Origin of the sequence: Chryseobacterium bernardetii, assembly GCF_003815975.1 — a bacterium.
GTDB classification, from domain to species: Bacteria; Bacteroidota; Bacteroidia; order Flavobacteriales; family Weeksellaceae; genus Chryseobacterium; species Chryseobacterium bernardetii.
The window spans coordinates 3,018,805-3,042,201 of sequence record NZ_CP033932.1 but is presented as its reverse complement, the minus strand read 5'-3'; the positions used below and the strand labels follow the sequence as shown (position 1 = coordinate 3,042,201).

At 36.6% G+C, this 23,397-nt stretch carries 22 protein-coding genes; 6 read left to right on the top strand and 16 right to left on the bottom strand.

Going from position 1 to position 23,397, the window contains the following annotated elements; translation table 11 throughout:
* Positions 1-87: 87 nt before the first annotated feature.
* From EG339_RS13935 to EG339_RS13905, 7 genes are read right to left on the bottom strand one after another with little or no spacing between them, the layout of a single operon-like run.
* The gene (locus EG339_RS13935) at positions 88-1,116 is read right to left on the bottom strand and encodes a hemin-degrading factor (protein ID WP_123870586.1); all 1,029 of its coding nucleotides are present in this window, start codon (positions 1,114-1,116) and stop codon (positions 88-90) included.
* A 4-nt stretch (positions 1,117-1,120) separates the two neighbouring features.
* Positions 1,121-1,771 (bottom strand): class I SAM-dependent methyltransferase, encoded by a 651-nt coding sequence (locus tag EG339_RS13930; RefSeq protein ID WP_123870585.1) that lies wholly within the window; start codon positions 1,769-1,771, stop codon positions 1,121-1,123.
* Positions 1,772-1,773: 2 nt separating this feature from the next.
* A complete protein-coding gene (locus EG339_RS13925; protein ID WP_123870584.1) occupies positions 1,774-2,547 on the bottom strand; it encodes a heme ABC transporter ATP-binding protein in 774 nt (257 codons plus the stop codon).
* The gene (locus tag EG339_RS13920) at positions 2,547-3,587 is read right to left on the bottom strand and encodes a FecCD family ABC transporter permease (RefSeq protein ID WP_123870583.1); all 1,041 of its coding nucleotides are present in this window, start codon (positions 3,585-3,587) and stop codon (positions 2,547-2,549) included. Before EG339_RS13920 ends, EG339_RS13925 begins: the two co-directional genes overlap by 1 nt.
* Positions 3,571-4,449: a heme/hemin ABC transporter substrate-binding protein gene (locus EG339_RS13915; protein WP_123870582.1), complete on the bottom strand. Its 879-nt coding sequence runs from the start codon at positions 4,447-4,449 to the stop codon at positions 3,571-3,573. The genes EG339_RS13920 and EG339_RS13915 overlap by 17 nt, the downstream gene beginning before the upstream one ends.
* 21 nt (positions 4,450-4,470) lie before the next feature.
* Complete coding sequence (locus tag EG339_RS13910; RefSeq protein WP_123870581.1) at positions 4,471-5,577, bottom strand: HmuY family protein; 1,107 nt, start codon at positions 5,575-5,577, stop codon at positions 4,471-4,473.
* 10 nt (positions 5,578-5,587) lie between these two features.
* The gene (locus EG339_RS13905; protein ID WP_123870580.1) at positions 5,588-7,705 is read right to left on the bottom strand and encodes a TonB-dependent receptor plug domain-containing protein; all 2,118 of its coding nucleotides are present in this window, start codon (positions 7,703-7,705) and stop codon (positions 5,588-5,590) included.
* A 95-nt stretch (positions 7,706-7,800) separates the two neighbouring features.
* Here EG339_RS13905 and EG339_RS13900 point away from each other — a divergent pair, with 95 nt between their 5' ends.
* Together EG339_RS13900 and EG339_RS13895 are read left to right on the top strand one after the other, a co-directional pair.
* Positions 7,801-8,592: a T9SS type A sorting domain-containing protein gene (locus EG339_RS13900; protein ID WP_123870579.1), complete on the top strand. Its 792-nt coding sequence runs from the start codon at positions 7,801-7,803 to the stop codon at positions 8,590-8,592.
* Between the two features lie 170 nt (positions 8,593-8,762).
* Positions 8,763-10,055: a T9SS type A sorting domain-containing protein gene (locus EG339_RS13895; protein ID WP_123870578.1), complete on the top strand. Its 1,293-nt coding sequence runs from the start codon at positions 8,763-8,765 to the stop codon at positions 10,053-10,055.
* A 164-nt stretch (positions 10,056-10,219) separates the two neighbouring features.
* Here EG339_RS13895 and EG339_RS13890 read toward each other — a convergent pair whose 3' ends face one another.
* The 3 genes from EG339_RS13890 to EG339_RS13880 all read right to left on the bottom strand — a co-directional run bounded on the left by EG339_RS13890 (position 10,220) and on the right by EG339_RS13880 (position 12,018).
* Positions 10,220-10,510, bottom strand: a complete 291-nt coding sequence (locus tag EG339_RS13890) for a putative quinol monooxygenase (protein WP_123870577.1) — start codon at positions 10,508-10,510, stop codon at positions 10,220-10,222.
* Between the two features lie 89 nt (positions 10,511-10,599).
* On the bottom strand, positions 10,600-11,487 hold the full coding sequence (locus EG339_RS13885; RefSeq protein WP_123870576.1) for a sulfite exporter TauE/SafE family protein: 888 nt from the start codon (positions 11,485-11,487) through the stop codon (positions 10,600-10,602).
* 123 nt (positions 11,488-11,610) lie between these two features.
* Positions 11,611-12,018, bottom strand: a complete 408-nt coding sequence (locus tag EG339_RS13880) for an RrF2 family transcriptional regulator (RefSeq protein WP_123870575.1) — start codon at positions 12,016-12,018, stop codon at positions 11,611-11,613.
* Between the two features lie 139 nt (positions 12,019-12,157).
* Between EG339_RS13880 and EG339_RS13875 the strand changes: the two genes are divergently transcribed.
* The 3 genes from EG339_RS13875 to EG339_RS13865 all read left to right on the top strand — a co-directional run bounded on the left by EG339_RS13875 (position 12,158) and on the right by EG339_RS13865 (position 14,186).
* A complete protein-coding gene (locus EG339_RS13875; RefSeq protein WP_123870574.1) occupies positions 12,158-12,586 on the top strand; it encodes a DUF4268 domain-containing protein in 429 nt (142 codons plus the stop codon).
* A gap of 108 nt (positions 12,587-12,694) precedes the next feature.
* A complete protein-coding gene (locus EG339_RS13870) occupies positions 12,695-13,333 on the top strand; it encodes a hypothetical protein (protein ID WP_123870573.1) in 639 nt (212 codons plus the stop codon).
* A 34-nt stretch (positions 13,334-13,367) separates the two neighbouring features.
* On the top strand, positions 13,368-14,186 hold the full coding sequence (locus tag EG339_RS13865; RefSeq protein ID WP_123870572.1) for a DUF2314 domain-containing protein: 819 nt from the start codon (positions 13,368-13,370) through the stop codon (positions 14,184-14,186).
* Positions 14,187-14,444: 258 nt separating this feature from the next.
* Here EG339_RS13865 and gldG read toward each other — a convergent pair whose 3' ends face one another.
* The 4 genes from gldG to kbl all read right to left on the bottom strand — a co-directional run bounded on the left by gldG (position 14,445) and on the right by kbl (position 18,842).
* Positions 14,445-16,115, bottom strand: coding sequence for a gliding motility-associated ABC transporter substrate-binding protein GldG (gene gldG / locus EG339_RS13860; RefSeq protein WP_123870571.1), 1,671 nt, complete (start codon positions 16,113-16,115; stop codon positions 14,445-14,447).
* A 3-nt stretch (positions 16,116-16,118) separates the two neighbouring features.
* Positions 16,119-16,847 (bottom strand): ABC transporter permease subunit, encoded by a 729-nt coding sequence (locus EG339_RS13855; protein ID WP_123870570.1) that lies wholly within the window; start codon positions 16,845-16,847, stop codon positions 16,119-16,121.
* 55 nt (positions 16,848-16,902) lie between these two features.
* A complete protein-coding gene (locus EG339_RS13850) occupies positions 16,903-17,454 on the bottom strand; it encodes a CopD family protein (RefSeq protein WP_123870569.1) in 552 nt (183 codons plus the stop codon).
* A gap of 191 nt (positions 17,455-17,645) precedes the next feature.
* Positions 17,646-18,842, bottom strand: coding sequence for a glycine C-acetyltransferase (gene kbl, locus EG339_RS13845; protein ID WP_065397192.1), 1,197 nt, complete (start codon positions 18,840-18,842; stop codon positions 17,646-17,648).
* A gap of 221 nt (positions 18,843-19,063) precedes the next feature.
* On the opposite strand from kbl, the gene EG339_RS13840 reads away from it, so the two are divergent.
* Positions 19,064-19,879, top strand: coding sequence for a cupin-like domain-containing protein (locus EG339_RS13840; protein WP_262706866.1), 816 nt, complete (start codon positions 19,064-19,066; stop codon positions 19,877-19,879).
* A gap of 26 nt (positions 19,880-19,905) precedes the next feature.
* On the opposite strand, the gene EG339_RS13835 is transcribed toward EG339_RS13840, so the two are convergent.
* Positions 19,906-21,834 (bottom strand): M1 family aminopeptidase, encoded by a 1,929-nt coding sequence (locus EG339_RS13835; RefSeq protein ID WP_123870567.1) that lies wholly within the window; start codon positions 21,832-21,834, stop codon positions 19,906-19,908.
* An 86-nt stretch (positions 21,835-21,920) separates the two neighbouring features.
* Positions 21,921-23,390 (bottom strand): D-alanyl-D-alanine carboxypeptidase/D-alanyl-D-alanine endopeptidase, encoded by a 1,470-nt coding sequence (dacB, locus tag EG339_RS13830; RefSeq protein ID WP_123870566.1) that lies wholly within the window; start codon positions 23,388-23,390, stop codon positions 21,921-21,923.
* Between the last annotated feature and the right edge of the window lie 7 nt (positions 23,391-23,397).

Here is a 23,397-nt window from a genome sequence, read left to right as displayed (position 1 = left end):
GCTTTTCATAATGCTTTCCAAAATCCAAAAGAAAAAGACCGCTTTGAATTTACATACAAAACGGCCTCTCTTAAAATCATCTAATTATTATTGTTCAAGAGTTGCTACAAGATCTTTCCATTCCTGAAGTTCAGGAATTCCAGGTTTTCTTTTGCCAAAAAACTGAACGATGAAGTCTCCTTCTTTGTTGAAAACTTCAATAGCCGTTACTTCTCCGTCTTCAGTTGGTTTTTTCACAATCCATGCTTCTGCAATTTTGGTAACATCCAGGTGTAAATTGAAATCAGGATCCATTACATTGAACCATTGCTGGTGCCAAAGGGTTTTCTTCACGTTTCCGGTGTGAATCTGGATAATTCCTCTGTTTCCGACGAAAACCATGATAGGAGTTCCTTTTTCAGAAGCTTCTTCAAGGATATTCACTACTTTCGAGTTATCAATTTTCTGAGCAAATCCTTCCGGAGCCAGTCTTAAAGCCTGAGTCCTGCTTACCCCGAATTTTCTGGTCATCATGAAGAAATCGTGTGTATCTTTTAATTCTGTCCATGCTTTTTTAAATCCTTCAACATCTATTTCAGTATCTGGTTTTTCTGCCTGTTTTGGAGCTACTGCTTCAAAATTGAAAGCCTGATTTTGCTCTTCAGTCTTAAATTTTTCTACAATAGCATCGAAAGCAGCCTCCTCACTGTTTTTAGTCAGGTAGATTTTATGCAATGCCAATCCGTCTTTTCCAAAGAACTGAAGACTTTTTTTATCTCCTTCCACTACTGCAAATGCAAACTTCCAATGGTTAAGGAAAATTCTAAGATCGATATCTTCCCCCACGAACAGCTGAGCATGCGGACTGCTGAAATCTCCGTTCTGATAAATTCCTTTTCTTTCATGAACACACTCATCATTACGGGTAAGCGCCATTACTTTTCCCAGTTTTTCTGCTTCCGTAAGAATTCCCGGAAAGTCCGGGTTCAGAACTGTAACGCCTTCTCCGATGCTTGTTGCCAATAGCTCAGCCTCACTTACTCCAAACTGTGCTGCGGCATTTCTTATTCTTACATGTGGATTTTCAGCTTTCAGGGCTTCCCATTTTTCCTTTAAATCATTCACTAATATGCTCATTATTTTATTTTTTTATGGTTAAAATTGTATAGATTCTTTGTATTGTTTCGTTTCCTGTTTTACTTTTTATTTCTTCTTCTCTTTCTGAAGTTTTCATTCTTTTGAATTGGCTTTTGGAAACCAGTTCTTCCATTTCGTCATTATTATAAAGCTTAAAATTATATGCTGTAAACGGAAGTTTCTCCATGAAATCTCTTTGCCCGAAGGTTAAAACAAAAGTTCCCTCATCTTTTAAAACCCTGTAAATCTCATTTAAAAAACCAACAGGATTTTCCCAGAAATACACGGTGTTGACTGTAAATATTTTATCGAAAGTCTCATCCTGAAAAGGAAGCTTTTTTCCTTCGTACAACACAAATTCTGCCTGACTTTCAAATTCTTTATTGAGCTTTTTGGCTTCATTGTGCATAGTTTCAGAAATATCAATTCCTGTGTACCTGAGGTTTTTGGCAAGATTCATTATACCTTTAAGATGTCCGGCGTTTCCGTGCCCTATTTCAAGGATTTGCTGACCGTCATCTATCGAAAGGGTTCTGATACTTTCTAACGTCATACCGATGTTAGTAGCATTCATCATTTCACCGATCTCTATACCTTTTTCTCCCTGCGGGTTGGCAAGATGCTGTGCGAGGTTTTTCAATTCTTCGTTTTCCATGGTTATCCAAAAATGATCATTGGGTTATTGGTAATAGGATGTTCGCAAATGGTGCATGGGAAATTATAAGCACTACTGATATTTTTTGCTGTAAAAACTTCCTGTGGAGTTCCATATGCAGACACCTGTCCGGATTTCATTAATAAAATTTTATCTGCAAACTGAGCAGCAAGATTCAGATCATGAAGCACAACAACAGCGCTGTTCGCTTTCTGAGTAAAATTTTTGATGATTTCCAGTGCTTTGTACTGATGTTTAATATCCAGGTTATTCAGAGGTTCATCCAGAAAGACCAGTTTATGGGCAACATTGTTCTCCAGCTGGGCCATTACTCTTGAAAGGTGTACCCTTTGTTTCTCTCCACCTGAAAGAGAGTTGTATTCTCTGTCTTTAAGATGAAAAATGTCTGTTTCGTACATCTTATTGTTCATGGCTTCGAGGTCTTCTTTTCCCGGCTGTGCATCAAAATAAGGATATCTTCCCATCATCACAACATCTTTTACTTCAAGAGGAATATCATTGCTGTTATGCTGTGAAAACTTGGCCTTATGGATAGAAAGATCTTTTACATTCCAGTCTTCAATGGGTTTATCTTTAAATAAGACTTTTCGCTTTTCAGATTTCACTTCGTGGGCCAGCACACTTAAAAGGCTTGACTTCCCTGCTCCGTTAGGGCCTACAATGGCTAAAAATTCCCCATATTCCAACGAAACATCTACTCCATCCAGAATCCTGAATTCTTTATGCTTATAATTAATTTGATGTGCCCTGATCATTACAGTGATTTTTTAAATTTAACCAAAATAGCAATAAAAATAGGTCCTCCCATTAAAGCGGTCAGAATTCCGATCGGTAATTCTGACGGTTCTACAATGCTTCTGCTGAATGTATCTGCCGTAAGAAGTAAAATACTTCCGCACACAGCTGATAAAGGCAGAATAAATGTATAATTGGACTTGAATAACAGTCTTAAAATATAAGGTACAATAAGCCCAACAAAACCAATAGTCCCCGAAAAAGCAACACAGCTTCCTACCATCAAGGCAACAATAATAATAATCTGCTTTTTCAGCCTTTCTACATTCACTCCTAAATGCTGTGCATCTTTCTCTCCCAACATCATTGCATTCAAAGCTTTTCCCTTAGGCAGTAAAATAATATAGGCAACAATCATTACAATGGCAAGAATGATATTCTTTGTCCACGTTGCTGCAGCTAAACTTCCTAAATTCCAGAAGGTAAGATCTCTCAGCTGTTCATCTTTTGATATATAAATCAAAAAACCGGTGATGGAAAAGCCAATTGCTGTAATGGCAACTCCTGTTAACAGCATCATGACCACATTGGTCTTCCCTCCGCTTGTAGAGATCCTGTACACCAGCATCATGGATAAAAAAGATCCAATGAATGCAGATATGCCTACCAGCGAGAACTGTATGGCTTCAGGAAGGTATTGCTTAAAATGTCCTCCTAAAACAATTGCAATAGCAGCCAACAGTGTTGCGCCTGATGTAAGGCCTATTAAATCTCCTGTTGCCAGAGGATTCTTAAAAAGTCCCTGCAGGCTCGTTCCTGAAACGGCCAACATACTTCCTATTAAAACAGCCATTATAATTCTGGCGGCCCTTACATCCCAGACTACATATTTATCACTTAATGACAACCCGGAATCTCCCTGTATTACTTTTCCTAAAACTTTAAATGCAGATTTACCACCAAAATCGTAAACCCCTGTATTAATAGACCATACCGCTATACTTATAAGCAGTATGGTACTTATTGTTATATAAAAGTATAATTTACTTTGTGCTTTCAATTAAAAGTTTGTTTAATCCAACTGCTGCTTCTCCTAGCCTAGGTCCGAATCCTGAAACCAGCCCTCCATCCATTGCGATGATCTTTTTATTTTTCCCAGCACTGGTTTGGGAAACTCCGGGCATCTTCAACGCTCCCTCGTTTCCTCCTGCCCCCTGTAGTCCTGTTTCAAAGAAGAACAGTACATCAGGATTAGCTTTTACAACCGCTTCCGGAGTTAATGGCTTGAAATCCTCAAAATCGTTCACCGCATTTTCTCCGCCTGCAAGATTGATTAAAGAGGCCATTGGTGTGTTTTTACCGGCTACCATCAGCATATTTCCTCTGGCGTAGATGAATAATACTTTCGGCTTTTTAGTAAGAGGCTGAACCTTCTTTAAATCAGCATCTATTTTATCATTTAACTTCTGATAATCTGTATTTCCAACTGCTTCAGCAACCTCTTCAATCAGTTTTTTTGTTCCTTCCACAGTATATTCCTGTTTGAAAACTTCAGCTTTGATTCCTGATGATTTTATCTTACCCAGTAATTCAGGATTGATATCTTTATCCGAAGCCAGAATTAAAGTAGGATTTACAGCCATAATAGGCTCAATAGTCATTGATCTTACATGCCCAAGATCCTTCGCTGTAGCTTTTAAACTTGCCGGATATGTACTGGTAACATCTGTTCCTACGATTTCTTTCTCGTGGCCTAAAGCCGTTACGATTTCTGTAATTCCACCGCTCAGGGTTACGATTTTATTGTTGCTTTTGGGAGCTTCAGAAGTTGCTTCCGTTGTATTTTCTTTTTGGCCACCTTCTTCTTTTTTGCAGGAATACACTGCTATAAGAACAGAAACTGCCAGGATAAATTTCTTCATGATATACTATTATTTGATTTATTACAAGGCTTTATACATAAATGTTGGGTTTCCTCTTTCTCCTTTTTCATTAACAATTTTCACGAATCTTATTTTGTAATAAGCTCCTGATGCATCTTTAATGATATAAAAGATATCTCCTTTTACTTTTGATCCTTCGGGGCCAACTTCTCTCCAGTTGCCTCCGATTACCCTCTGATCATTGTATACAAATCTGGAATCATCCACATCCTCTTTTTTAAACTTATTAAAGGTATCAACCATTGTTCCTGATGCTACTTTAACTTCATAAGCTCCTACATTTCCTATATTATTGGTAGTTACAAAATCTGCATTAATATAGCTTCCTACACTTGGAATGATATTGGTAAATACTGTAAAACAAATGTCCCACTTACTTTTTTCAGGCTGAATAATCACTTCTTTATTCTTTTTTAAACTAAAAAAAGTATAATTGTAAGCTTTGTTTTTCTTCACTTCAACTTCTTTAATGGCAGCCCCGGTAGCATTAAGCTCTCCATATTTCACTTTATAGCCATCTCCCATTCTTACTATCTGCACTTTCATCCAGCCTCTATCCTCCCCTCCTGTGATGGTAGAACCTGTAGCAATTGTCCCGGTATAAAGCTCTTTACCCAGATTAACAAGATAAACTGCATTTTCAGATGCATTGGCTCTTATTTCTTCTATAGCTGTAGCTCCAGAGGGAAAGTTCCCTTTCACATCGTCAATATACTGTACATTATCAGGGTTAAAATTAGCGACCTGTACATCATCTTTTAAAGCCTTTACATCAGACTCTTTTACGTTTTCAATATTAACAGCATTTTGAATTTTGGCAGCAGCCATCATAATAGAAGTGTTTAAAACCACTTTAAATTCATTCCCAGAATAAAATGCAAGATCCCAGTCTGTTCTGTTGGTAACAGTTTGCTTAGGCTGCCCACTTAGCGCATCTATATCACTTAAGTCTATCCATACCTGATTAGGCTGCGCGGATCCGTTTACAAAAGGATTTACAGAAGCTCCTTCTGAAGGAATAACCGAAACCGGATCTTCATTGGGATTCATACAGGATTGAGCAATAAATGATGTTCCTACTAAAAGATAGAATAGTATTTTTTTCATTGTTAGAATTTTAAAAATTGTAGCTTAACCTCGCAAAGAAGCTTCTGCCGTAAAACAGATTAATTTTCGGGTCTGCAGTACTATGTGCATTTCCAGTAAGGGTTGTATCCTTTACAGAGGTTACATCAAAAATATTCTTTACTCCAAGGCTGGCCTCCAGATGCTGGTTGAAGAAAGGCTGTGTAATAATGAAGTTCATCATATGAAAATCCCCTCTTTCTCCAAGTTCATAAGTTGGATTCTTAAGATCAGCAGATAAGGCAAACTGTTGTGTTGTTCCTGTATATTTATAGAATAATGATAAGGTTGTACTGATATGGGGCACCACATAATTCACCATTGCACTGGCCTCCAAGGTATAGAAAAAGTCATCAGGTGAAGTGATAAAACCATCTGTAAGTTCTTTTGAGATTCCATAATATGCAATATTAGCGGCTAGAGAAAGCTGTTCTTTTTGTGCTTTAAAATTGGCTTCAAACAGATAAGATTTATATTTATCCAGGTTAAGATACTGGTATTTCAAAGGCTGCCTGCTTACCGTTACAGATTCAATTCTGTCTTTTACATGCAAATAAGTGGCGCTTGCTCCCAGGCCTAAATTCCATCCTGAGACAGTTGTGAAAGTCTTTTCTCCGTTTAAAGAAGCTGTCATGCCCGTTTCAGGAATAAGATTTTCATTTCCCTTGATATCATGGTTGCTGTCTACCATATAAGTATACAGTTCATCAAAGTTCGGGAAACGGTTTGCGCTTCCTATTACCAATCTGAAATTATCGTTATCTGTAACTTTAGCCCTTGCTGTCAGGGAATAATTATGCTGTGTATCAAACTTATCACTCAAAGCCAGGCGATATCCGGGACGTAGTGATAGCCAATCTGCAGCATTCCATTCAACAGACATAAAATTGGCATAATTGAAAATTTTTCTTTTTACATTATCTGTTCCCTTGAAGCTTCCCGCAATATTCCCTGCAAATCCTGAAGTATGATCCAGTTCATAACCTAACTGGAAATCAATCTTTTTATTATCTAAAAAATTACTGAAAACACCTCTTGAATAAAAGACGTCCGCTTTATTGTAAGATTCATATTCATTTTTATCACCAATTACCTTTCTGTTCGGGATATCATACTTAAAGTCTCTGTACTTCCTGTCCTGGGTCTGATAAGAGAAATCCCCGGTATAATTTACAGTTCCTAATCTGGTCTGTACATTAAGCTGGTGCAGATACCTGGTTGTATAGTAATCTCTGTCATCAGAAGCATAGGTTCTGTTTTTTACATCATAAAAATGCTCATTAACAATAGGATTATAATAGTTCAGTTTTTCATTAACGAAACCGAATTTATAGAATATTGAAGTTTTATTTTTAGTATATCTTACAACTCCATCAGCATTTATAACATCCTTAGGCTGCCACAGATATCCTCTTTTACCATCTTGTTCAAAATATTTATATCCTTCCTGTGATCCCTTGAATCCCTGGAAGTCATTATGATTAATATGAGCGCCTATATACCAATTTTCATTAATATTATAACCTATATTTAGGGTCTGGATATGTCTGCCTTCCCCCTTTTTCTTACTATCATATTCTTTTCCTACTGTTTCTTCCTGTACTGAAGCATTTAATGTTATCCTTTTCCGGCTGTTCTTTTTTGTAATAATATTAATAACCCCAGCTACTGCATTGCTTCCATAATCAACACCCATGGAGCCTCTTACCACTTCTATCCTTTCCACATTATTAATATTGAGTTTAGTAAGATCAATATTATTTCCCAGGCCTATATCTCCCACTACCGGAATATTATCTATTAAGATTTTAGTATATTCCCCGCCAAGTCCCATTAAGCTTGCTGTAGAATTCCCAGAATTACGATCAGAAGTAATCAATACATTAAGACTTTGATTCAGAACATCTGCAACATTGGTTGCAGCCATATTTTTAATCTGAGCAGCATTAATTACTTCAACTTTATAGATAGATTTATTGATGGACTGTTGTGTATACTGCCCTGTAACAACCACTTCTTCTATTTTTTTCTGTTTAAGAGAATCCTGTTCCTGTGCACTAATCCAGCAGATTGCAGATAATGATAGTATTGAAAGCACCTTCTTCTTCATAGGGGAAAAAAATTTTCGACAAATATAATACTTTATTTAGAACAATTAAAAATAAATATATATTTTTGTATAATAATTCTAAATAAATATAGATCATGAAAATAAGATTACTCCTTGGTACTTTATTGTTTACAGCAGCTACAGCAAATGCCCAGCTAGCAACTATTAATGAAGACTTTCAGACATTTACTGCAGGAAATACAGCTCCCTGGCCCCAAAACAATTGGTCAAATATCCAAAATACAACATCCGGCCCCTGGGTTTATGCATCCGGAACAACCAATAAATTTATACAGTATTATAGTTTCTCAGCAGCAAATACTGCAGGGTATCTGATTACTCCACAAATTATTGCCCCTGACGGCAATAAAACTTTAACTTTTAAAGCAGCTCTCACCACAGGTTCTGCCTCTGGTGCTACAGGAACAATAGAAATAGGCTTGGTAGATAATACTACTGATATGAGTACATTTACAGCTATTGGCAATAGTATTAACCTCACTGCCGGCATTGTACAGTATTCAGTACCGGTACCGCCTTCATCCAAGCAGTATATTGCATTTAAAATCACCGGGAGCAATATGCATACTGCCATTCAGATTGATGATGTAGTTTATAACAGCTCTTCTTCTTTAGGAATAAAAGAAAATACAACATCAAGGGATGATATTAGATTTTCTTTAAACACAGATAATACAGCTTTACTATTCTTCACGAAAAAACAGCTTAGGAATATTCAGATCCATTCGGCTTCAGGACAAATGGTAGCAGAAGGAAAGCCTAATGGGGATTCATTCTCAATTAATAAACTTCAGACAGGATTGTATTATATTTCTATTGAAACAGTAGATGGCAGGATTATCCCATCAAAATTCATTAAAAAGTAAGTTGAGCAGACTATTATTGCCTTCATAGAGCCGAGAGGAAGTTTCCTTTCGGCTTTTTTGTTACTGAATAAAAGAGTAAACCAGATAAAAATCATGTTTTTATTTAGACTGATTAAAAATAATTACATACTTTTGTTGAATCATTCTAAATAATTATTTGAAAATAAACTATGAGAGCAAAACTATTATTGGCTTCAGTACTTGCTTTTACTGTTCAACAGACAGTTTTAGCACAGACAGATGCACTAGGATATACACAGGCAAATATGACACTGGGAAACGGATACCAGAATCGTTCATTCTTTAATTTTTCTGATGGAAATATTGTTTCCCAGCCTGCAAACACCTGGGATATTGCATTTTACAGAGTTTCTCCGTACGCAACAGGAACAAGAATTAATGATGCTAAAAACATTGAGGTATACACAGCTGCAACCAGCTTAGCAGAATGGGATAATATCAATATCAGTAACGAAGATTCCTGGGGTGAACCCCTTTATAATCCTGACCAGATCACGGATTGGAGCCAGGGAGCTTTCGAACAGGGGCCTATTACCTCTTCTAATCCTAATATTCCTTCTACGGGCTGGGGTGTTTACAATCCTGTAAGCCATCATATTCAGGGCAAAGCAATCTTTGTTTTAAAATATGCTTCGGGAGCCTACATTAAATTTGCAATTGAAGATGCTTTTTCAGGATACACCTTCAGATACTCTAAATGGAATGGTACAGCATGGGGACCCACAGAAACAAGAACTGTAGCAAACGGAACAGATGATGCTTTCTTCAACTATTTCTCGTTTGATACAGGAGCAAAAGTTCCTGATATGGAACCTTCCAGAAGTGCATGGGATTTAGTATTTACAAAATATTTTACTTTCTATAATGGAATTCAGATGTATCCTGTTGCAGGCGCTATTCAGAGCCCGGGACTGAAAGTAGCCATGGCAGATCCGGAAACCCAGCAGGTAGCTAATGGTACAATTCCCCCGGCTAACAGTTTCTCGTCCAACATCACAACCATTGGCCATTCATGGAAAAGCATTACTACTTTAAAGAATAATGTTGTTTATTATGTGAAAAAAGATAATGACTATTACAGGATGTACTTCACACAAAGCGATGGCTCCAGTACAGGAAATATGTTTTTTAAGTATAAAAAGATTACAGGATCATTGGGAATTACGGAAGTAAGTAAAAAAGCTGCTTTCGGCATTTATCCTAACCCTACAACTGCAGATAAAAAGGTAACTGTTTTATTTGATGTTAAAGAAAAAGCAAGCAATAAAGGGAGTGTAGAAGTATTTGACCTTACCGGAAAAAAGGTATATGCTGCTGAATTAACTAATGAAACTGGATTCTACAAACAAGACCTGAACCTGTCTCAACTTCCTTCAGGAAATTATATGGTAAAGATTACCTATGGTGGAACTTCAGAAACTAAAAAAATTATCGTGAAATAATATTTTACTCACAATACTTTCTATTTTTTCTAATAAAAAGGCGGTTTTCAGAGTACTGAAGCCGCCTTTTATTTCATTATATATTTAAGTAAATAGGAGTTCGGGTTTTTCTCTTCCAATATTCAGACTTCAAACTAAATCTCCTTATCCCAAACTTAGGTTAATTAGTATATTTTAAATCCTTTGTAAACCTCCACTGTACGTTCCATCATTTTGGAAGCATCTTTACGGAAGTCCAGCAGGTGATCCTGTCCGTTATGTCTGTTGTGATGGTCAACACTTTCCCAAAGTTCAATCAGGAAGAATGTTCCTTTGTTGTCTTTATCTTCAATAAGGTCATACTGCAGGCAGCCTTCTTCTTTCCTTGTTTCCTTTACCAGGTTTTGAAAAAGCTCTACCGCTTCCATCAGATAGTTTTCATTAAACTTAAACAGTGCAATGATATGTAAGTTCATATTCTAATATTTATTGATGTAAAAGTAAAATATTTTCAAAATCAAATTTATGTTTGAAGCTTTTATTTTTAAACATCAAAGCATATTTTTTAACTGAATACTGATTTATAAATAGTTATAGAACTCATCACAATAACTAAAGTTCCAATTATCACAAACATTTTCTTCACCGGAAGCCTTGCTGTAAGCATGGCAGAGAAAGGTGCAGTAATAATGCCCCCGATTAAGAGCCCGAGAATAATATTCCAGTGCTGAATTCCAAGAGTAAAGAAAAAGGTAACCGCAGCTGTAATTGTAAGGATAAACTTGGCAACAGTAGAGCTTCCAACAGCAAATCTAGGGGTAAAGGCATTTTTGATAAGAGTTCCGGTTACCAAAGGCCCCCATCCGCCACCCGCAAAAGAGTCTATGAATCCTCCAATTAATCCGAGTCTTGTAAGATTGGTTTTTCTTTTAAGCGCTTTACTCTGTTTATCTTTAAAAGCATTGGAAAGGATCTGGAATCCAAGATATAAGGTATAAAAAGCAATCAGTGTTTTGGTAATTTTTGCATAATATTCTCCGAAATAAGTTAAACTGACTGCTCCGATAATAGCTCCAATAACTGCAGGAACAGCTAATTTCTTCACGAGGCTCTTACTTACATTTTTAAGCTTAACATGGCTTACACTTCCTGCGGCCGTAGTAAAACTTTCTGCGGAGTGAATACTGGCACTTACAATATGAGGAGGAATATTCAGAAACATCAAAGTAGTGGTGCAGATCACTCCATAGCCCATTCCCATTGAACCGGCAACAATTTCTGCAAACACTCCCACCAGAAGCATCCAGTAAAAAATATAATGATCCTTAGCCAGAATTTGTTGCAGCTCATCAAAGTATCCCAGTTCATAGAGGGAAAAAACAACTATTGACAACAAGACAATCGTTACAAACAATACGTTGAGCCTTATCTGAATCTTTCTTGTAATTACCATAGTCCTGCAATTGTAAGTTTATTCAACATCTCTTCTAATTTATTCTTTGAAGTCTTGCAAATATCCAATAAAAATATTATCCTACAAAATAAGTAGACTATAATTTCAAAAAAAAGGATCAGGTCAGTCAACCAGATCCATTAAAGTTTTTTTCTCAAGAATGTTCAGTGATGCATCCCTTACTTCTATCAAAACATCATGCAACCCACAGTGTTCTTCATTGCAGTCTTCACATTTTTCATAGAAGTTCAGACTTACGCAGGGCAGCATGGCAATGGGGCCATTCACAAGACGGATAATTTTGGCCAGTTTCACTTCTTCAGGGTTTTCTCTCAGGAAGTATCCGCCTCCTTTTCCTTTTTTACTGTCAAGGATATCTGCCTTTTTCAGTTCAAGCAGGATATTTTCCAAAAACTTTAAAGGTATCTTTTTATGTTCCGCAATTTCGGAAATAAGAACCGGCCCTTCATTTCTTTTTTCTACAAGATATGAAAGTGCCTTAAACGCATATTGAGATTTTTTTGATAGCATTACAGCAAAAATAAGAAAATTGTTTAATATTTTTAAACGAAAAGACAAAATTACAAAAGAGCTCATCAATAGGCAGTTTTTTAACTTTATGGTACTTCATTTTTTGCCTTTTTCCTATTAAATTGTTATGTTTGCCCTTATGTTCAGCAAACAAGAAGCACAACAACTCAAAAAGGAATTTTGGACAGCTTTCGGGAAATCATTTCCAAGAAAATGGATCCTGTATGACACTAAGATCAAGGATATGTCATTTAAATTCTCTGCAGATAATAAAAAAGCAGAAGTTTCTCTTGACATCGAAATGAAAGATGAGATCTTCCGTAATGCTTATTATGAAAAAATATGGTCTCTGGAAGATATTTTAAAAGATTTTATAGGAGATTTTCAGAAAGAGGAATATTTTACACTGGAAAATGGTAAGGTCATCAGCAGGATTTGGGTGGAAAAACACGGGGTTTCAGTTTTCAACAGAAATACCTGGCGTGAAATTTTTGAATTCTTCGTTGAAAAAATGGATGGATTTGAAAGATTTTATTACGAATATGAGGATTTTATAAAGGACATCTGAAATAATTACGAAATAAATACCGTTATACACTTTAGGTTAAGATAAAAAAGAAAACTATCTTTGCTCTATACCACTTAAACTAATAGATGAAACTAAACATGATTAACAATGAGAAAAGTGTACAAAAACATTTTTGGAGAAATTATCTCCAAAAGCAAAGCCACGAAGCTAGATGAATATCATCTCTATTATTACGAAAGTGATTCTGATATACTGAAAGAAATTGAGTTCATCAATGAAGAAAGTATATACAACATCAATTATTTCTTAGATGAAGGAGACAATGAAGATGAAGTTCTGGAATACCTGAAAGAAAAATCTGATTTTTTTGATATCGAAAAAAAGGAAATTACCGAAGGATTTATTATTACTACCAATAAGCTCTATTCACTCTCTGTAGACGATCAGCCTCTGATATCCAAAACCGTTTTTAAAACCGATGATCCTGAAAATTTTATATGCTCCCAGGTTATTGACAATGAAACTCAGAAACCACAGCTTGAAAGAACGGTAAAATGCTGGTATACTACGGATACTAACGGAGAAAAGTATGCAGCTATAGAATGCAGCTATGAGGAAGACGGAAAGCTTGAACTGGCTGTAGATAAAACTTCAGACCCTGATAATGAACAGAACTGGGCTCATTATGATTATGAAACATTTCATGAGCTTCAGGAAAAATTCCCGGTGGATTTAAGTTATTATAAAACAGCAGCATTGCTTCCAAAAGAGGCATATCAGAACTAATTTTTTAATACATCAATAAACTACAAAATTTTATATGGAAGACAATCCTATTTTTTGGGCAGACGGAAGTGACCCGCAAATGATTGAGGCCTACAAAAAAGCACAAGAAACTTTTAAATATTTCTGGCGTGAGCAATCCTGGGAATACAGAAGAATTATCCCTGGGCTAAATGTTTCCTGTGTAAAAGCAATGTTTTCTGAAGAAACAGAAACAGGAGAAACCAATGTGGAACATATGTGGATGAATGAAATTGGCTTTGATGGTGACCGTGTAACAGGATATCTTATTAACGAGGCTAATACATTAAAGAATGTTCAGGTTGGAGATTTTATTGATATTCCCCTTACTGAAATCAGCGACTGGCTTTTTGCCATTACTCCAAGTGTAAAGAAGCCTAAAGGTCTTTCAAAACTATTTTCTTCATCTGCAGAACCCCTTCCGAAGGCTTATGGTGGATTTACCATCCAAAAAATGCGTTCAGACATGTCTGCTTCAGAAAGAAAAGACCATGATAACGCCTGGCAGTTGGATTTCGGAGATTTTAATGATATTCTGGTTGTTAATCACCAAAAGGAAGAACCTGAAAACCTCATTGAGCATCCGATGAGCAGAAATATGAAAGACGAGTTCGCCAAGTTCTTACAGGAATATCCTGATGAAATCAAGCTAATTGATGATAACGGGCAAACCCTTCTTCACAGAGAAACCATTGCAGGAAACCTAACTACCGTAAAGGCTGCACTGGAAGCCGGTGCTGATAAAAATATCCAATCCAGAGCAGGAAAAACAGCACTGGATTATGCCAAACAGCTGAATTGGGAACATCTTATTCCGGTTTTGGAAAATCATTAACAAATCAAGAAGTAAAAAATTTAAAAGAATAAAAAGTTAAAAGAGAAGCTGCAGGGTTTCTCTTTTTCTATATAGTCACAAAAGCCTTTTATAACACTAAAAGCACTTAAGCTTTTTAGAAGAGTTTGAAAAAAGCTTATGAAAAGTTGCTTGGTTTCAAGAGAAAAAGTAATAATGAAATTGTTATTATGAGGGATAATAAAATTATAAAAGTAAACCACAAATAAAAAGAGAAGCATTCTGCTTCTCTTTTATATATTATTCAAATTTCTTCTTTCTCAGCCAGAAGAACAGTCCTCCTATAAGACCAATGATGACCAATGGAAGTAATAGATTCAGCCATTGCCAATTGGTTTTCTCTTCTTCTATCCTTCGTCTGTCCAGAAGCCTTTCTTCAATGTTTCTGTTTCTCAGTTCCATCAGATTACTGTCATCTAACAGATAATCTAAAGCGTTTCTCAGGAACTGCTCATTTCCGAACTGTTCATTTGTCAGCATGTCTACTCCTAATGGAAGCGGTTTTCCTTTAATGACTTTATTTCGTCCTATATCTCCATCTGCAATTACGATCATTTTATTTTCAGGACTTGCTGCCTTAAAGCCTGGATAAGATTTTCTTTCAATTCTTGAAGCATAGGCAGAATTAAATTTTCCTTCCAGTGCTACAGCAAAGATCTTCGGAGTACTTGGTTTTTCCATTTGCCCCAAGCTGTCTACACTTGCTATTTCCTTAAGATCCACATAGTTGGGAACCTGTTTCAGCAAAGTTCTTTCACTGGATTCGAAAAGCACTTTAGTCTTAATATTTTTTCTTCCACCCAAGGTATCAATAGATGTTGGGAATTCGAACTTTACAGGATTAATGTTTCTGGTGATCGGATTATTATTTTCAGCAATTCCAAGAGGATAATACGGCCAGGGCAGACTTGTAAACTGAGGGTTTCCGCTGACTTCTCCAGTCACTAATTTCAACAATGCAAATTTCTTTACATCTTTCACCAAGGCATTATTGATTCTTAAGCCGTAATTGAAGAAAAAATCGGTCATATTGATATCAATGGGAAAAGGCATTACCTTTTTAGATCTTGTCAGCGTATCCATTTCTGCATTCACAGCATCAATCATCCAAAGGGTTTTCCCGCCATTCATGATATATTGGTCAAGGATTACTTTCTCATTATCTGTAAAAGCTTTTCTTGGCTTTGCAATAACAAGAGCGCTCATCTGCTTTAATAAAGGTACATCCTCAAGGGTAAGTTCTGTTTGATTCTTAGGAATAATAGGGCCTGCATCATAATTTTCCAATGCCAGCTGCATGAATCCCTGGAATTCATCCGGGCTTAATTCATCCTGATTAATCAAGACGCCTACTTTTTTCCTTTTATCAGTAGCAATGTTCTTAATATTTGAAACAAGATTGTATTCCAGCCCCTCAATAGACCTTGTAAGCTGCTGATCGGCATCTATCCCTGTCTGCTGTACAATTAAAGGAATAGAAACTCCTGTTTTATCATACCTGATCACTGCATACGGATAAATCGTGATTTGAGTAAATTTTCCGTCCTTGGAATCTGGCAGGAATGAAGCCTGCATCCCCATAGCAGCCAAGCTGTCTTCCGGGATTTTGGGTCTCAAAGGATCAATAAATTTAAAATCGATCTTAGGATTTATTTTTCTGAATTCCTCCAGCATAAACTTCGTTTCCCCCTGAAGCTGTTTAAAGCTGGCCGGAAAATCACCTTCAAGGTAAACTTCCACCATTAAAGGTTTTTTAACGGATTCTAATACTTTAATGGTACTTTCGGAAAGAGTATATCTTTTTTCTTTTGTTAAGTCGAGTCTTATTCCTGAATAGGTAAGAATAATAACCAAAGGGATAATTGCAATTAAGAAAATTCCCAACGGAGATTTAGCATTGATCTTCTTCATAACCTACTTCTTTTTGTTAATAAAATGATTAGACAATACTAATGATGCACTGATGACAAGAATGAAATAAGCAACATCCTTGAGATCTATTAGTCCTCTTGTAAATCCAAGAAAATGCTGGTAAAAACCAATATTTTGAAGGATATAATCTGCTCCGCCCAAAAGTTTATAGCTTGCCAGCTGTTCAATTCCAAAGTACATGATAAAGCACATGAAAACGCCTAACAGATAAGCCATGATCTGATTCTGTGATAATGAAGAAGCTAAAATTCCGATTCCCGAGAAGGCAGCGATTAAAATAATCAGCCCAATATAACTTCCGAAAGTCATTCCAAGGTCTACATTACCTTCGGGAACTCCCAAAACATATACGGTATAAAGGTAAATTAATGAGGGAATCAGGCATAAAATCCCAACAATCCATACAGATAGGAATTTTCCTGTTACCAGTTCTGAAACCTTCAGCGGCTGTGAAAATAACCAGTTCAGGGTTCCTGTCTGCTGTTCCTCAGCAAAAGTTTTCATGGAAAGCGCCGGAATAATGAACATTAAAAGCCATGGAACCAACACAAAATAGCTCTGCAGCGAGGCTGCGCCGATCTCAAAAATATTGGAATCGTTGTCGAAAAAGAACAGAAAAAGAGTTCCTATTAAACTGAAAGCGGCAATAATTACCCATGCACTCCAGTTTCCAAAGTAACTCCAAAGTTCTTTCTTTAAAATTGCAATCATAGTTTTTTAGTAAAATGTAAAAAGCAAAGAGACCACCTGGCCCCTGCCCAAACAATTATTTCTTTTTTTTATTCTTATTAACGAGTTTAACGGTCATCATAATCAGAAATACAAGAACGAAAAATCCTGCAATTAATTGCCACCAATATTCAATTACCATCGATTTCAAAATTACAGTGAACACCACCAGAAATAAAATGAAGGTTGCAATTTCATTGGCCTGTCTTAGTTTGATATTAGCCGTTCCCAGAGTATTTCCGTTTAATTCTTTTAATTTCAGCACTTTTTTCCAGCACCAGTAATGATAGATAGCAAGCCCGATCAGGAAAGTGAGTTTTAAATGGAACCATCCCATCTTCATAAGCCCAGGATTTAAAAAAATCATAACCAATCCGCATACTGCCATGATTACTCCGGCAGGAACGGTGATAATATTCCACAGCCTTCTGGCCATAAACGTGTACTGCTCCCTTAGAATTTTCTTTTTTTCTTCTGGAAATTCATCGGTATCCTTATAGTAAACAAAGATCCTCACGAGATAAAAAATTCCCGCAAAATAGCTTACCATAAAAATAATGTGCAGCGCTTTGATGATTGTATAAAGCATTCAGAAAAAATTAACAGCAAAGATAAGCTTATTATATAATTTTTAAAAATAATTTTCTTTTGATCAGGAAAAGCTAATATTCCGGCCAAAAGTTATTAAATAGTACATCTATAAAAAAAATACTTCGGCTCGGGCGGCTTTGCCGCCCCGAGCCGAAGATTGTATTTCATTGATTTTATTCAATTTAAAAATTAAGAGATCACTCCCAATTCTTTTCCTACCTTTTCAAAAGCAGCAATTGCTTTGTCCAGATGTTCTTTTGTATGTGCAGCAGACAACTGAACTCTGATTCTCGCTTTTCCTTTTGGTACTACAGGATAGAAGAATCCGATTACATAGATTCCTTCATCCATTAACTTTTCAGCCATTTTCTGAGAAAGCGGAGCATCATAAAGCATTACCGGAACAATTGCGGCATCACCATCAGGAATATCAAAACCTTTAGCTTTCATTTCTGTTCTGAAGTAGTCTGCATTTTCCATTACCTTATCACGAAGCGTAGTATCATCAGAAATCATATCCAATACCTTCAAAGCAGCTCCTACAATTCCTGGCGCTAATGAATTGGAGAATAAATAAGGACGGGAACGCTGTCTCAACATATCAATGATCTCTTTTTTACCGGAAGTAAATCCTCCTAAAGCACCACCTAACGCCTTTCCTAAGGTAGAAGTAATAATATCTACTCTGCCCATTACTTCATTAGCCTCATGAGTTCCTCTACCGGTTTTTCCGATAAATCCTGTTGCGTGAGAATCATCAACCATTACCAAGGCATCATACTTATCAGCAAGATCACAGACTCCTTTCAGGTCTGCAACAATTCCGTCCATAGAAAAAACGCCATCGGTTACAATGATTTTGAAACGGTGATTTTTTTCAGAAGCAGCAATTAACTGTGCTTCAAGATCAGCCATATCATTGTTTTTATAACGGTATCTTGCCGCTTTACAAAGACGCACTCCATCAATGATGGAAGCATGGTTCAGTTCATCAGAAATAATAGCATCCTCTTCAGTAAATAATGGTTCGAAAACCCCTCCATTCGCGTCAAAAGCAGCTGCATAAAGAATTGTATCTTCAAGTCCCAGGAAATCAGCGATTTTTTTCTCTAATTCTTTGTGTATATCCTGGGTTCCACAGATGAAACGTACCGATGACATTCCGTAGCCGTGAGACTGGATCATATCCTGAGAAGCTTTCATTACCTCCGGATTGTTAGATAATCCAAGATAATTATTGGCACAGAAGTTCAAAAGCTTCTTTCCGTTCGCTTCAATTTCTGCACTTTGTTGGGAAGTGATGATTCTTTCTCTTTTATAAAGTCCGTCGTTCTCAATATTTTGAAGTTCGTTCTGTAAATGTTGAAGGTATTTTTCAGAAATCATTTTTAGTAATTTTTTAGATGTGCTAATTTACTAAAAAGGCAGTAAAATAAAACCTTTTGTAGGTTTTATTCTAAAATTTGATCTTCAGGCAATTTTTTAACATTATTAGTCTACTAATTTAGTAGGATAATATTTATATTTGTTTAAAATTTCTGAATATGCAATTGATTCCAGTAAATAAGACTAAGAAACTATTTCCAAGAAACTTTATAAACAACCACATGAAACCCCGGATACCTGTCATTATAGAAGACTTTGTAGATTCTGAAAGTCCGGCATTCAAAAAGTGGAACTATGAATATTTCAAAGAAATAGCAGGAGATCAAAAGGTAGATATATATGGAAGTGAAATGGATTCTATGGACAGAGTGGCCAGCCAGCCTATTGCTCAGACTACTTTTTCTGAATATCTTGATCTGATCAGCTCCACTCCTACTGAGCACCGGTTGTTCCTTTTTAATCTTCTGAACATAAAGCCTGAACTTAAAGATGATATTATTTATAATGATGTTACCAATGGTAAAATATTAAAATGGCTTCCATTTATGTTTTTTGGCGGTGAAGGTTCTGCTACCCGGAATCATATTGATATTGATATGTCCCATGTTTTCATTACACAATTTGAAGGAATTAAACGGATCTGGCTTTTCCCTTGGGAGCAATCTGACCTGATGTATAAATTACCTTATAATTTCCATAGTTTAGCCAATATAAAAAATCCGGATTACAGGCAATATCCCGGGCTACTTTACTTAAATGGTTATGAAGCCCTTCTTCATCCGGGTGATACACTATATATCCCATCGGGATGGTGGCATTATATACAGTACGAAACCGGTGGATATTCTGTATCTGTGAGAGCCTTACCTTCAAGTCTTCTTGAAAAATGGCGTGGTTTTAAGAACCTGGTCGTTACAAGGAACTTTGATAATATCATGCGAAATATCTTTAAAGAAAAATGGTTCAGATATAAGGTAAAAGCAGCTAAAAGAAGAGGTACAACAGCTTTCAGAAAACAAAAAAGCTTTCTGATCTGAAAGCTTTTCTATTCTGTTCTATGCAATTAATGTTTAATAAATTTAATATGCCTTTCTTTCACGGTCATCATATAGGCTCCCGGAACAAGTTCCCCAATCTGTATTGCCCGGCCAGGCTTGCATGTTGATCTTCTGATCAGCTTACCATCCAACGCATGAATAGAATATTCTGTTTCTTTATCTAAACCTCTGAGATAAAGTTCATTTTTGGCAGGATTAGGATATAAGCCAAAATTTTCCTTTTCTACGGAAGATACACTTAAAGTATTATCCTGAACAACCGTTGAATTTTTTTCAACAATCTGATATTCATAATTAAACTGAACATTCGCTACAGTAAACGGTATATTTTCAGTAAAATATTGGTTATTGGAATTATTATTCAGGACTAAATAAGCAGTCTGTCCGCCTGTACCGGTTACTTTTACAGGAAGAGGCATCTCGAAAAAGCTTACGGTAGCGCTGCTTTGTGTCTGGGAAACTTTAAATGTAATCTGGTTCCCAACTTGCATCCATTTTATTGCATAGGTGGGATACCCTTCCCCATAGATCCAGTCGTTAAAAAACTCTGTAAAATCCTTTCCTGTAGATTGAAGTAAAGAAGCCTTAAAATCTGCTGTATTCACATAATTGTATGCCAGTGCCGGCCGCTGATGATAATCTTTCAGGGCCTGATAAAAAACATCATCACCTAAGATCCATTTTAACATTCTTAAGACATAACCTCCTTTGGCATACGTTAACCTGCTGTCAAAAATCCTGTTTATGTTGCTAAGTTGTGCATCCGGAACATAAACCGCTCCTCCAGCACTGCTAGTAATATAATTAATCTGCCCCACCAGATAATTCATAAATTCATCATTGGACATGATGAGTTTTTCATTTGCCACATGCTCGCCAAAATTGGCAAAACCTTCATTCAGCCATATATCATTCCATTTTGCACAGGTTACTTTATCTCCGAACCATTGATGGGCAAGCTCATGGGCAATAAGATATTTAGGCCATCCAATCATTGATGACATTGTCTGATGCTCCATTCCACCACCATTAATGTATTCCATATGCCCATATTTTTCGTTACGGAATGGATAAGGCCCGAAATATGTTTCAAAAACATCCATTATCTGTCCGGTCCATTGAATATTAGCTATTTTTTCGGCATCACCTGCTGTTGCCGGATAAATATAATTTACAAATGGAAATGGAGGGTTTCCGATGGTACTGTTCATCTTGGCGAAATTCGTAATAGACAAAGCAATAAGATATGCAGCTGTAGGATACATTGTTCTCCAAAAAGTAAGCTTCTGCCCTGTAGTTGGCGAAATAATTTCAGACATCAGCTTTCCATTGGCCGCTACGCTGTATTGAGAAGGAGTAGTGATTTTAAAATCAAATCTTTCTATTTTATCATTAAGGCTTTGCTTGGTAGGAAACCAGTCCTGTGCACCATAAGGCTCACTTAAAGTAGAAAAAATGGGTATATTAGGCCCCTGAGTTCCCACCATTACAGTATTACCTGCCGGAGCACCGGAATAATGAATTGTCAAAGAATCTAAAACATTAGCTGGCAGGGAAGCCGGAAAATCTATTTTAATCTCCTGGGTAGAGAGCTGCTGAAATGGAAGGTTGCCGCCATGGTATTGCACCTGGGAAACCGTCAGAAGATTGGTTAGATCAAAGTAAATACTTCCCATATCCTGGTTAGGTTTGAAATGTGAAGTCACAGATCCGGAAACAAAATAAACAGCAGGGTTAATATTCAGGTCCATTCTCTGATACTGCAGGTCATAATTCAGGGTATTGGGGTTTATATTTCCCGCACCCATTTTTTGAGTAAAAGATTTCATTTCCTTTTCTGCCCATTCTTTCATCTCAACATTATGGTTTCCATTTTGTCCGTAAAACTGCTGAACAATAAAAATGCCCAGCACCAGAAGATAGAATTTTCTCATAGTAGGAGTATTATAGTATTCAAATATAAAAAAAACCTCTTAATCATTGATTAAAAGGTTTTTATAATATATAAAATAAACTGTTTTTACAGGTCCAATGCCGGTTCAAGAATCTTTTCCATTCTTTTCTTCACCATATCTACTGATCCTGAATAGTTATTCACCATCAGAGAGAAGACTAAGGTTTTACCGGAATTTGTTTTCAGATAACCTGCAAGGGTTTTTACTTTATTTAAAGTTCCTGTTTTTGCAAAAACCTGACCGTTTCCGGTACCAAGGAACATTCTTTTCAAAGTTCCGGACTGTCCGCCAACAGGTAGAGACGTTAAATAAGATCTGTAATATTTTTCATCCATTAAGGAAGTTAAAAATTTCACCTGAGAAATTGGGGTTACGTTATTGCTTCTTGAAAGTCCGCTTCCATCCATGTAAGTAAGCCCCATCATATCAAAACCGGCATTCTTCAAGTGCTCCGTCACTACAATTCTTCCTGATTCTGAAGTCTGGTCTCCCAATTTCTGGAATCCTACTGTTCTTAATAAAGCTTCTGCCAAAGAGTTATCACTGTGCTGATTGGTATAGTATACAATATCAGCCAGGGTCGGCGATTTGTAAGCAGAAATCATTTTTCTGTTCTCCGGAGCAGGATCGGTCATTTTTGAGACAACTTTTCCGGTAACAGGAATTCCGCTTTTCACCAGGGTAGTTCTGAAAGAATTGGCCAGATAAGCTGGTGCATCAGGAAGTTTTGTTGTTAAAACACCATCTCCATCATACTTTTCTGCATATACCATCTGATGAGCATAAGGAGAAACATAGAAAAATTTCTTTTCTGTAGAGAAACCGGATTTCTTTACGATCAGCTTCTCATTAGCCGGATTAATCGCTCGTGTAGTTCCTGCAGGCAGATAGTAATTATTGTTTTCCAGCCATACAACATTTTCCGGAAGCATTGCAATATTGCCTTTGAAAAGCGCTGTCTGAATGATAATATCACCATTTACCTTTCTGATCCCCTCACGAGAAAGCCCACCTATGAAATCTGAAATAATGTCTCTGTAAGATCCCGCTCCTGCTTTGTTTGTTCCTAACGATGGATCTCCACTTCCCACTACATAAAGGTTTCCGTTTAACGTTCCGTTTTCATCTACCGTTCCTGCATATTCCAGCTGCGTAATCCAGCGGTAGTTCTCCCCTAAAAGGTTTAATGCTGTTTCCGTGGTCAGCAATTTCGTAGTAGAAGCCGGGACCAACGGAGAATTTTCATTATACGAAGAAATTACTTTTTTCGTTTTCGGATCATACACTACGAATCCCCAGTTTGCATTTTTCAGCACAGGATCCGCCATCATTGTGTTTACATTAATGTCTACAAGTTCTTTAGCCGACAAAACGCTTTTCTCCACCATCGAACTTACGGGCGACGGAAGGTTTAAGCTGTTTTTCTGATTGTCGTAATTCTGAGAGTAAAGAACAGTAGAAACGGTAGACTGAGCCAGGAAAAGACCGGAAGCCAACACCGCTGCACTTGAAATATATTTTCTGAAATTTACCATCTATCCT

What these genes read in the sequence shown, in the direction of transcription:
- EG339_RS13935 (WP_123870586.1), bottom strand. Translation starts at nt 1,116, where the DNA reads ATGAGCATATTAGTGAATGATTTAAAGGAAAAATGGGAAGCCCTGAAA.
- EG339_RS13930 (WP_123870585.1), bottom strand. Translation starts at nt 1,771, where the DNA reads ATGGAAAACGAAGAATTGAAAAACCTCGCACAGCATCTTGCCAACCCG.
- EG339_RS13925 (WP_123870584.1), bottom strand. Translation starts at nt 2,547, where the DNA reads ATGATCAGGGCACATCAAATTAATTATAAGCATAAAGAATTCAGGATT.
- EG339_RS13915 (WP_123870582.1), bottom strand. Translation starts at nt 4,449, where the DNA reads ATGAAGAAATTTATCCTGGCAGTTTCTGTTCTTATAGCAGTGTATTCC.
- EG339_RS13910 (WP_123870581.1), bottom strand. Translation starts at nt 5,577, where the DNA reads ATGAAAAAAATACTATTCTATCTTTTAGTAGGAACATCATTTATTGCT.
- EG339_RS13905 (WP_123870580.1), bottom strand. Translation starts at nt 7,705, where the DNA reads ATGAAGAAGAAGGTGCTTTCAATACTATCATTATCTGCAATCTGCTGG.
- EG339_RS13900 (WP_123870579.1), top strand. Translation starts at nt 7,801, where the DNA reads ATGAAAATAAGATTACTCCTTGGTACTTTATTGTTTACAGCAGCTACA.
- EG339_RS13895 (WP_123870578.1), top strand. Translation starts at nt 8,763, where the DNA reads ATGAGAGCAAAACTATTATTGGCTTCAGTACTTGCTTTTACTGTTCAA.
- EG339_RS13890 (WP_123870577.1), bottom strand. Translation starts at nt 10,510, where the DNA reads ATGAACTTACATATCATTGCACTGTTTAAGTTTAATGAAAACTATCTG.
- EG339_RS13885 (WP_123870576.1), bottom strand. Translation starts at nt 11,487, where the DNA reads ATGGTAATTACAAGAAAGATTCAGATAAGGCTCAACGTATTGTTTGTA.
- EG339_RS13880 (WP_123870575.1), bottom strand. Translation starts at nt 12,018, where the DNA reads ATGCTATCAAAAAAATCTCAATATGCGTTTAAGGCACTTTCATATCTT.
- EG339_RS13875 (WP_123870574.1), top strand. Translation starts at nt 12,158, where the DNA reads ATGTTCAGCAAACAAGAAGCACAACAACTCAAAAAGGAATTTTGGACA.
- EG339_RS13870 (WP_123870573.1), top strand. Translation starts at nt 12,695, where the DNA reads ATGAGAAAAGTGTACAAAAACATTTTTGGAGAAATTATCTCCAAAAGC.
- EG339_RS13865 (WP_123870572.1), top strand. Translation starts at nt 13,368, where the DNA reads ATGGAAGACAATCCTATTTTTTGGGCAGACGGAAGTGACCCGCAAATG.
- gldG (WP_123870571.1), bottom strand. Translation starts at nt 16,115, where the DNA reads ATGAAGAAGATCAATGCTAAATCTCCGTTGGGAATTTTCTTAATTGCA.
- EG339_RS13855 (WP_123870570.1), bottom strand. Translation starts at nt 16,847, where the DNA reads ATGATTGCAATTTTAAAGAAAGAACTTTGGAGTTACTTTGGAAACTGG.
- EG339_RS13850 (WP_123870569.1), bottom strand. Translation starts at nt 17,454, where the DNA reads ATGCTTTATACAATCATCAAAGCGCTGCACATTATTTTTATGGTAAGC.
- kbl (WP_065397192.1), bottom strand. Translation starts at nt 18,842, where the DNA reads ATGATTTCTGAAAAATACCTTCAACATTTACAGAACGAACTTCAAAAT.
- EG339_RS13840 (WP_262706866.1), top strand. Translation starts at nt 19,064, where the DNA reads ATGAAACCCCGGATACCTGTCATTATAGAAGACTTTGTAGATTCTGAA.
- EG339_RS13835 (WP_123870567.1), bottom strand. Translation starts at nt 21,834, where the DNA reads ATGAGAAAATTCTATCTTCTGGTGCTGGGCATTTTTATTGTTCAGCAG.
- dacB (WP_123870566.1), bottom strand. Translation starts at nt 23,390, where the DNA reads ATGGTAAATTTCAGAAAATATATTTCAAGTGCAGCGGTGTTGGCTTCC.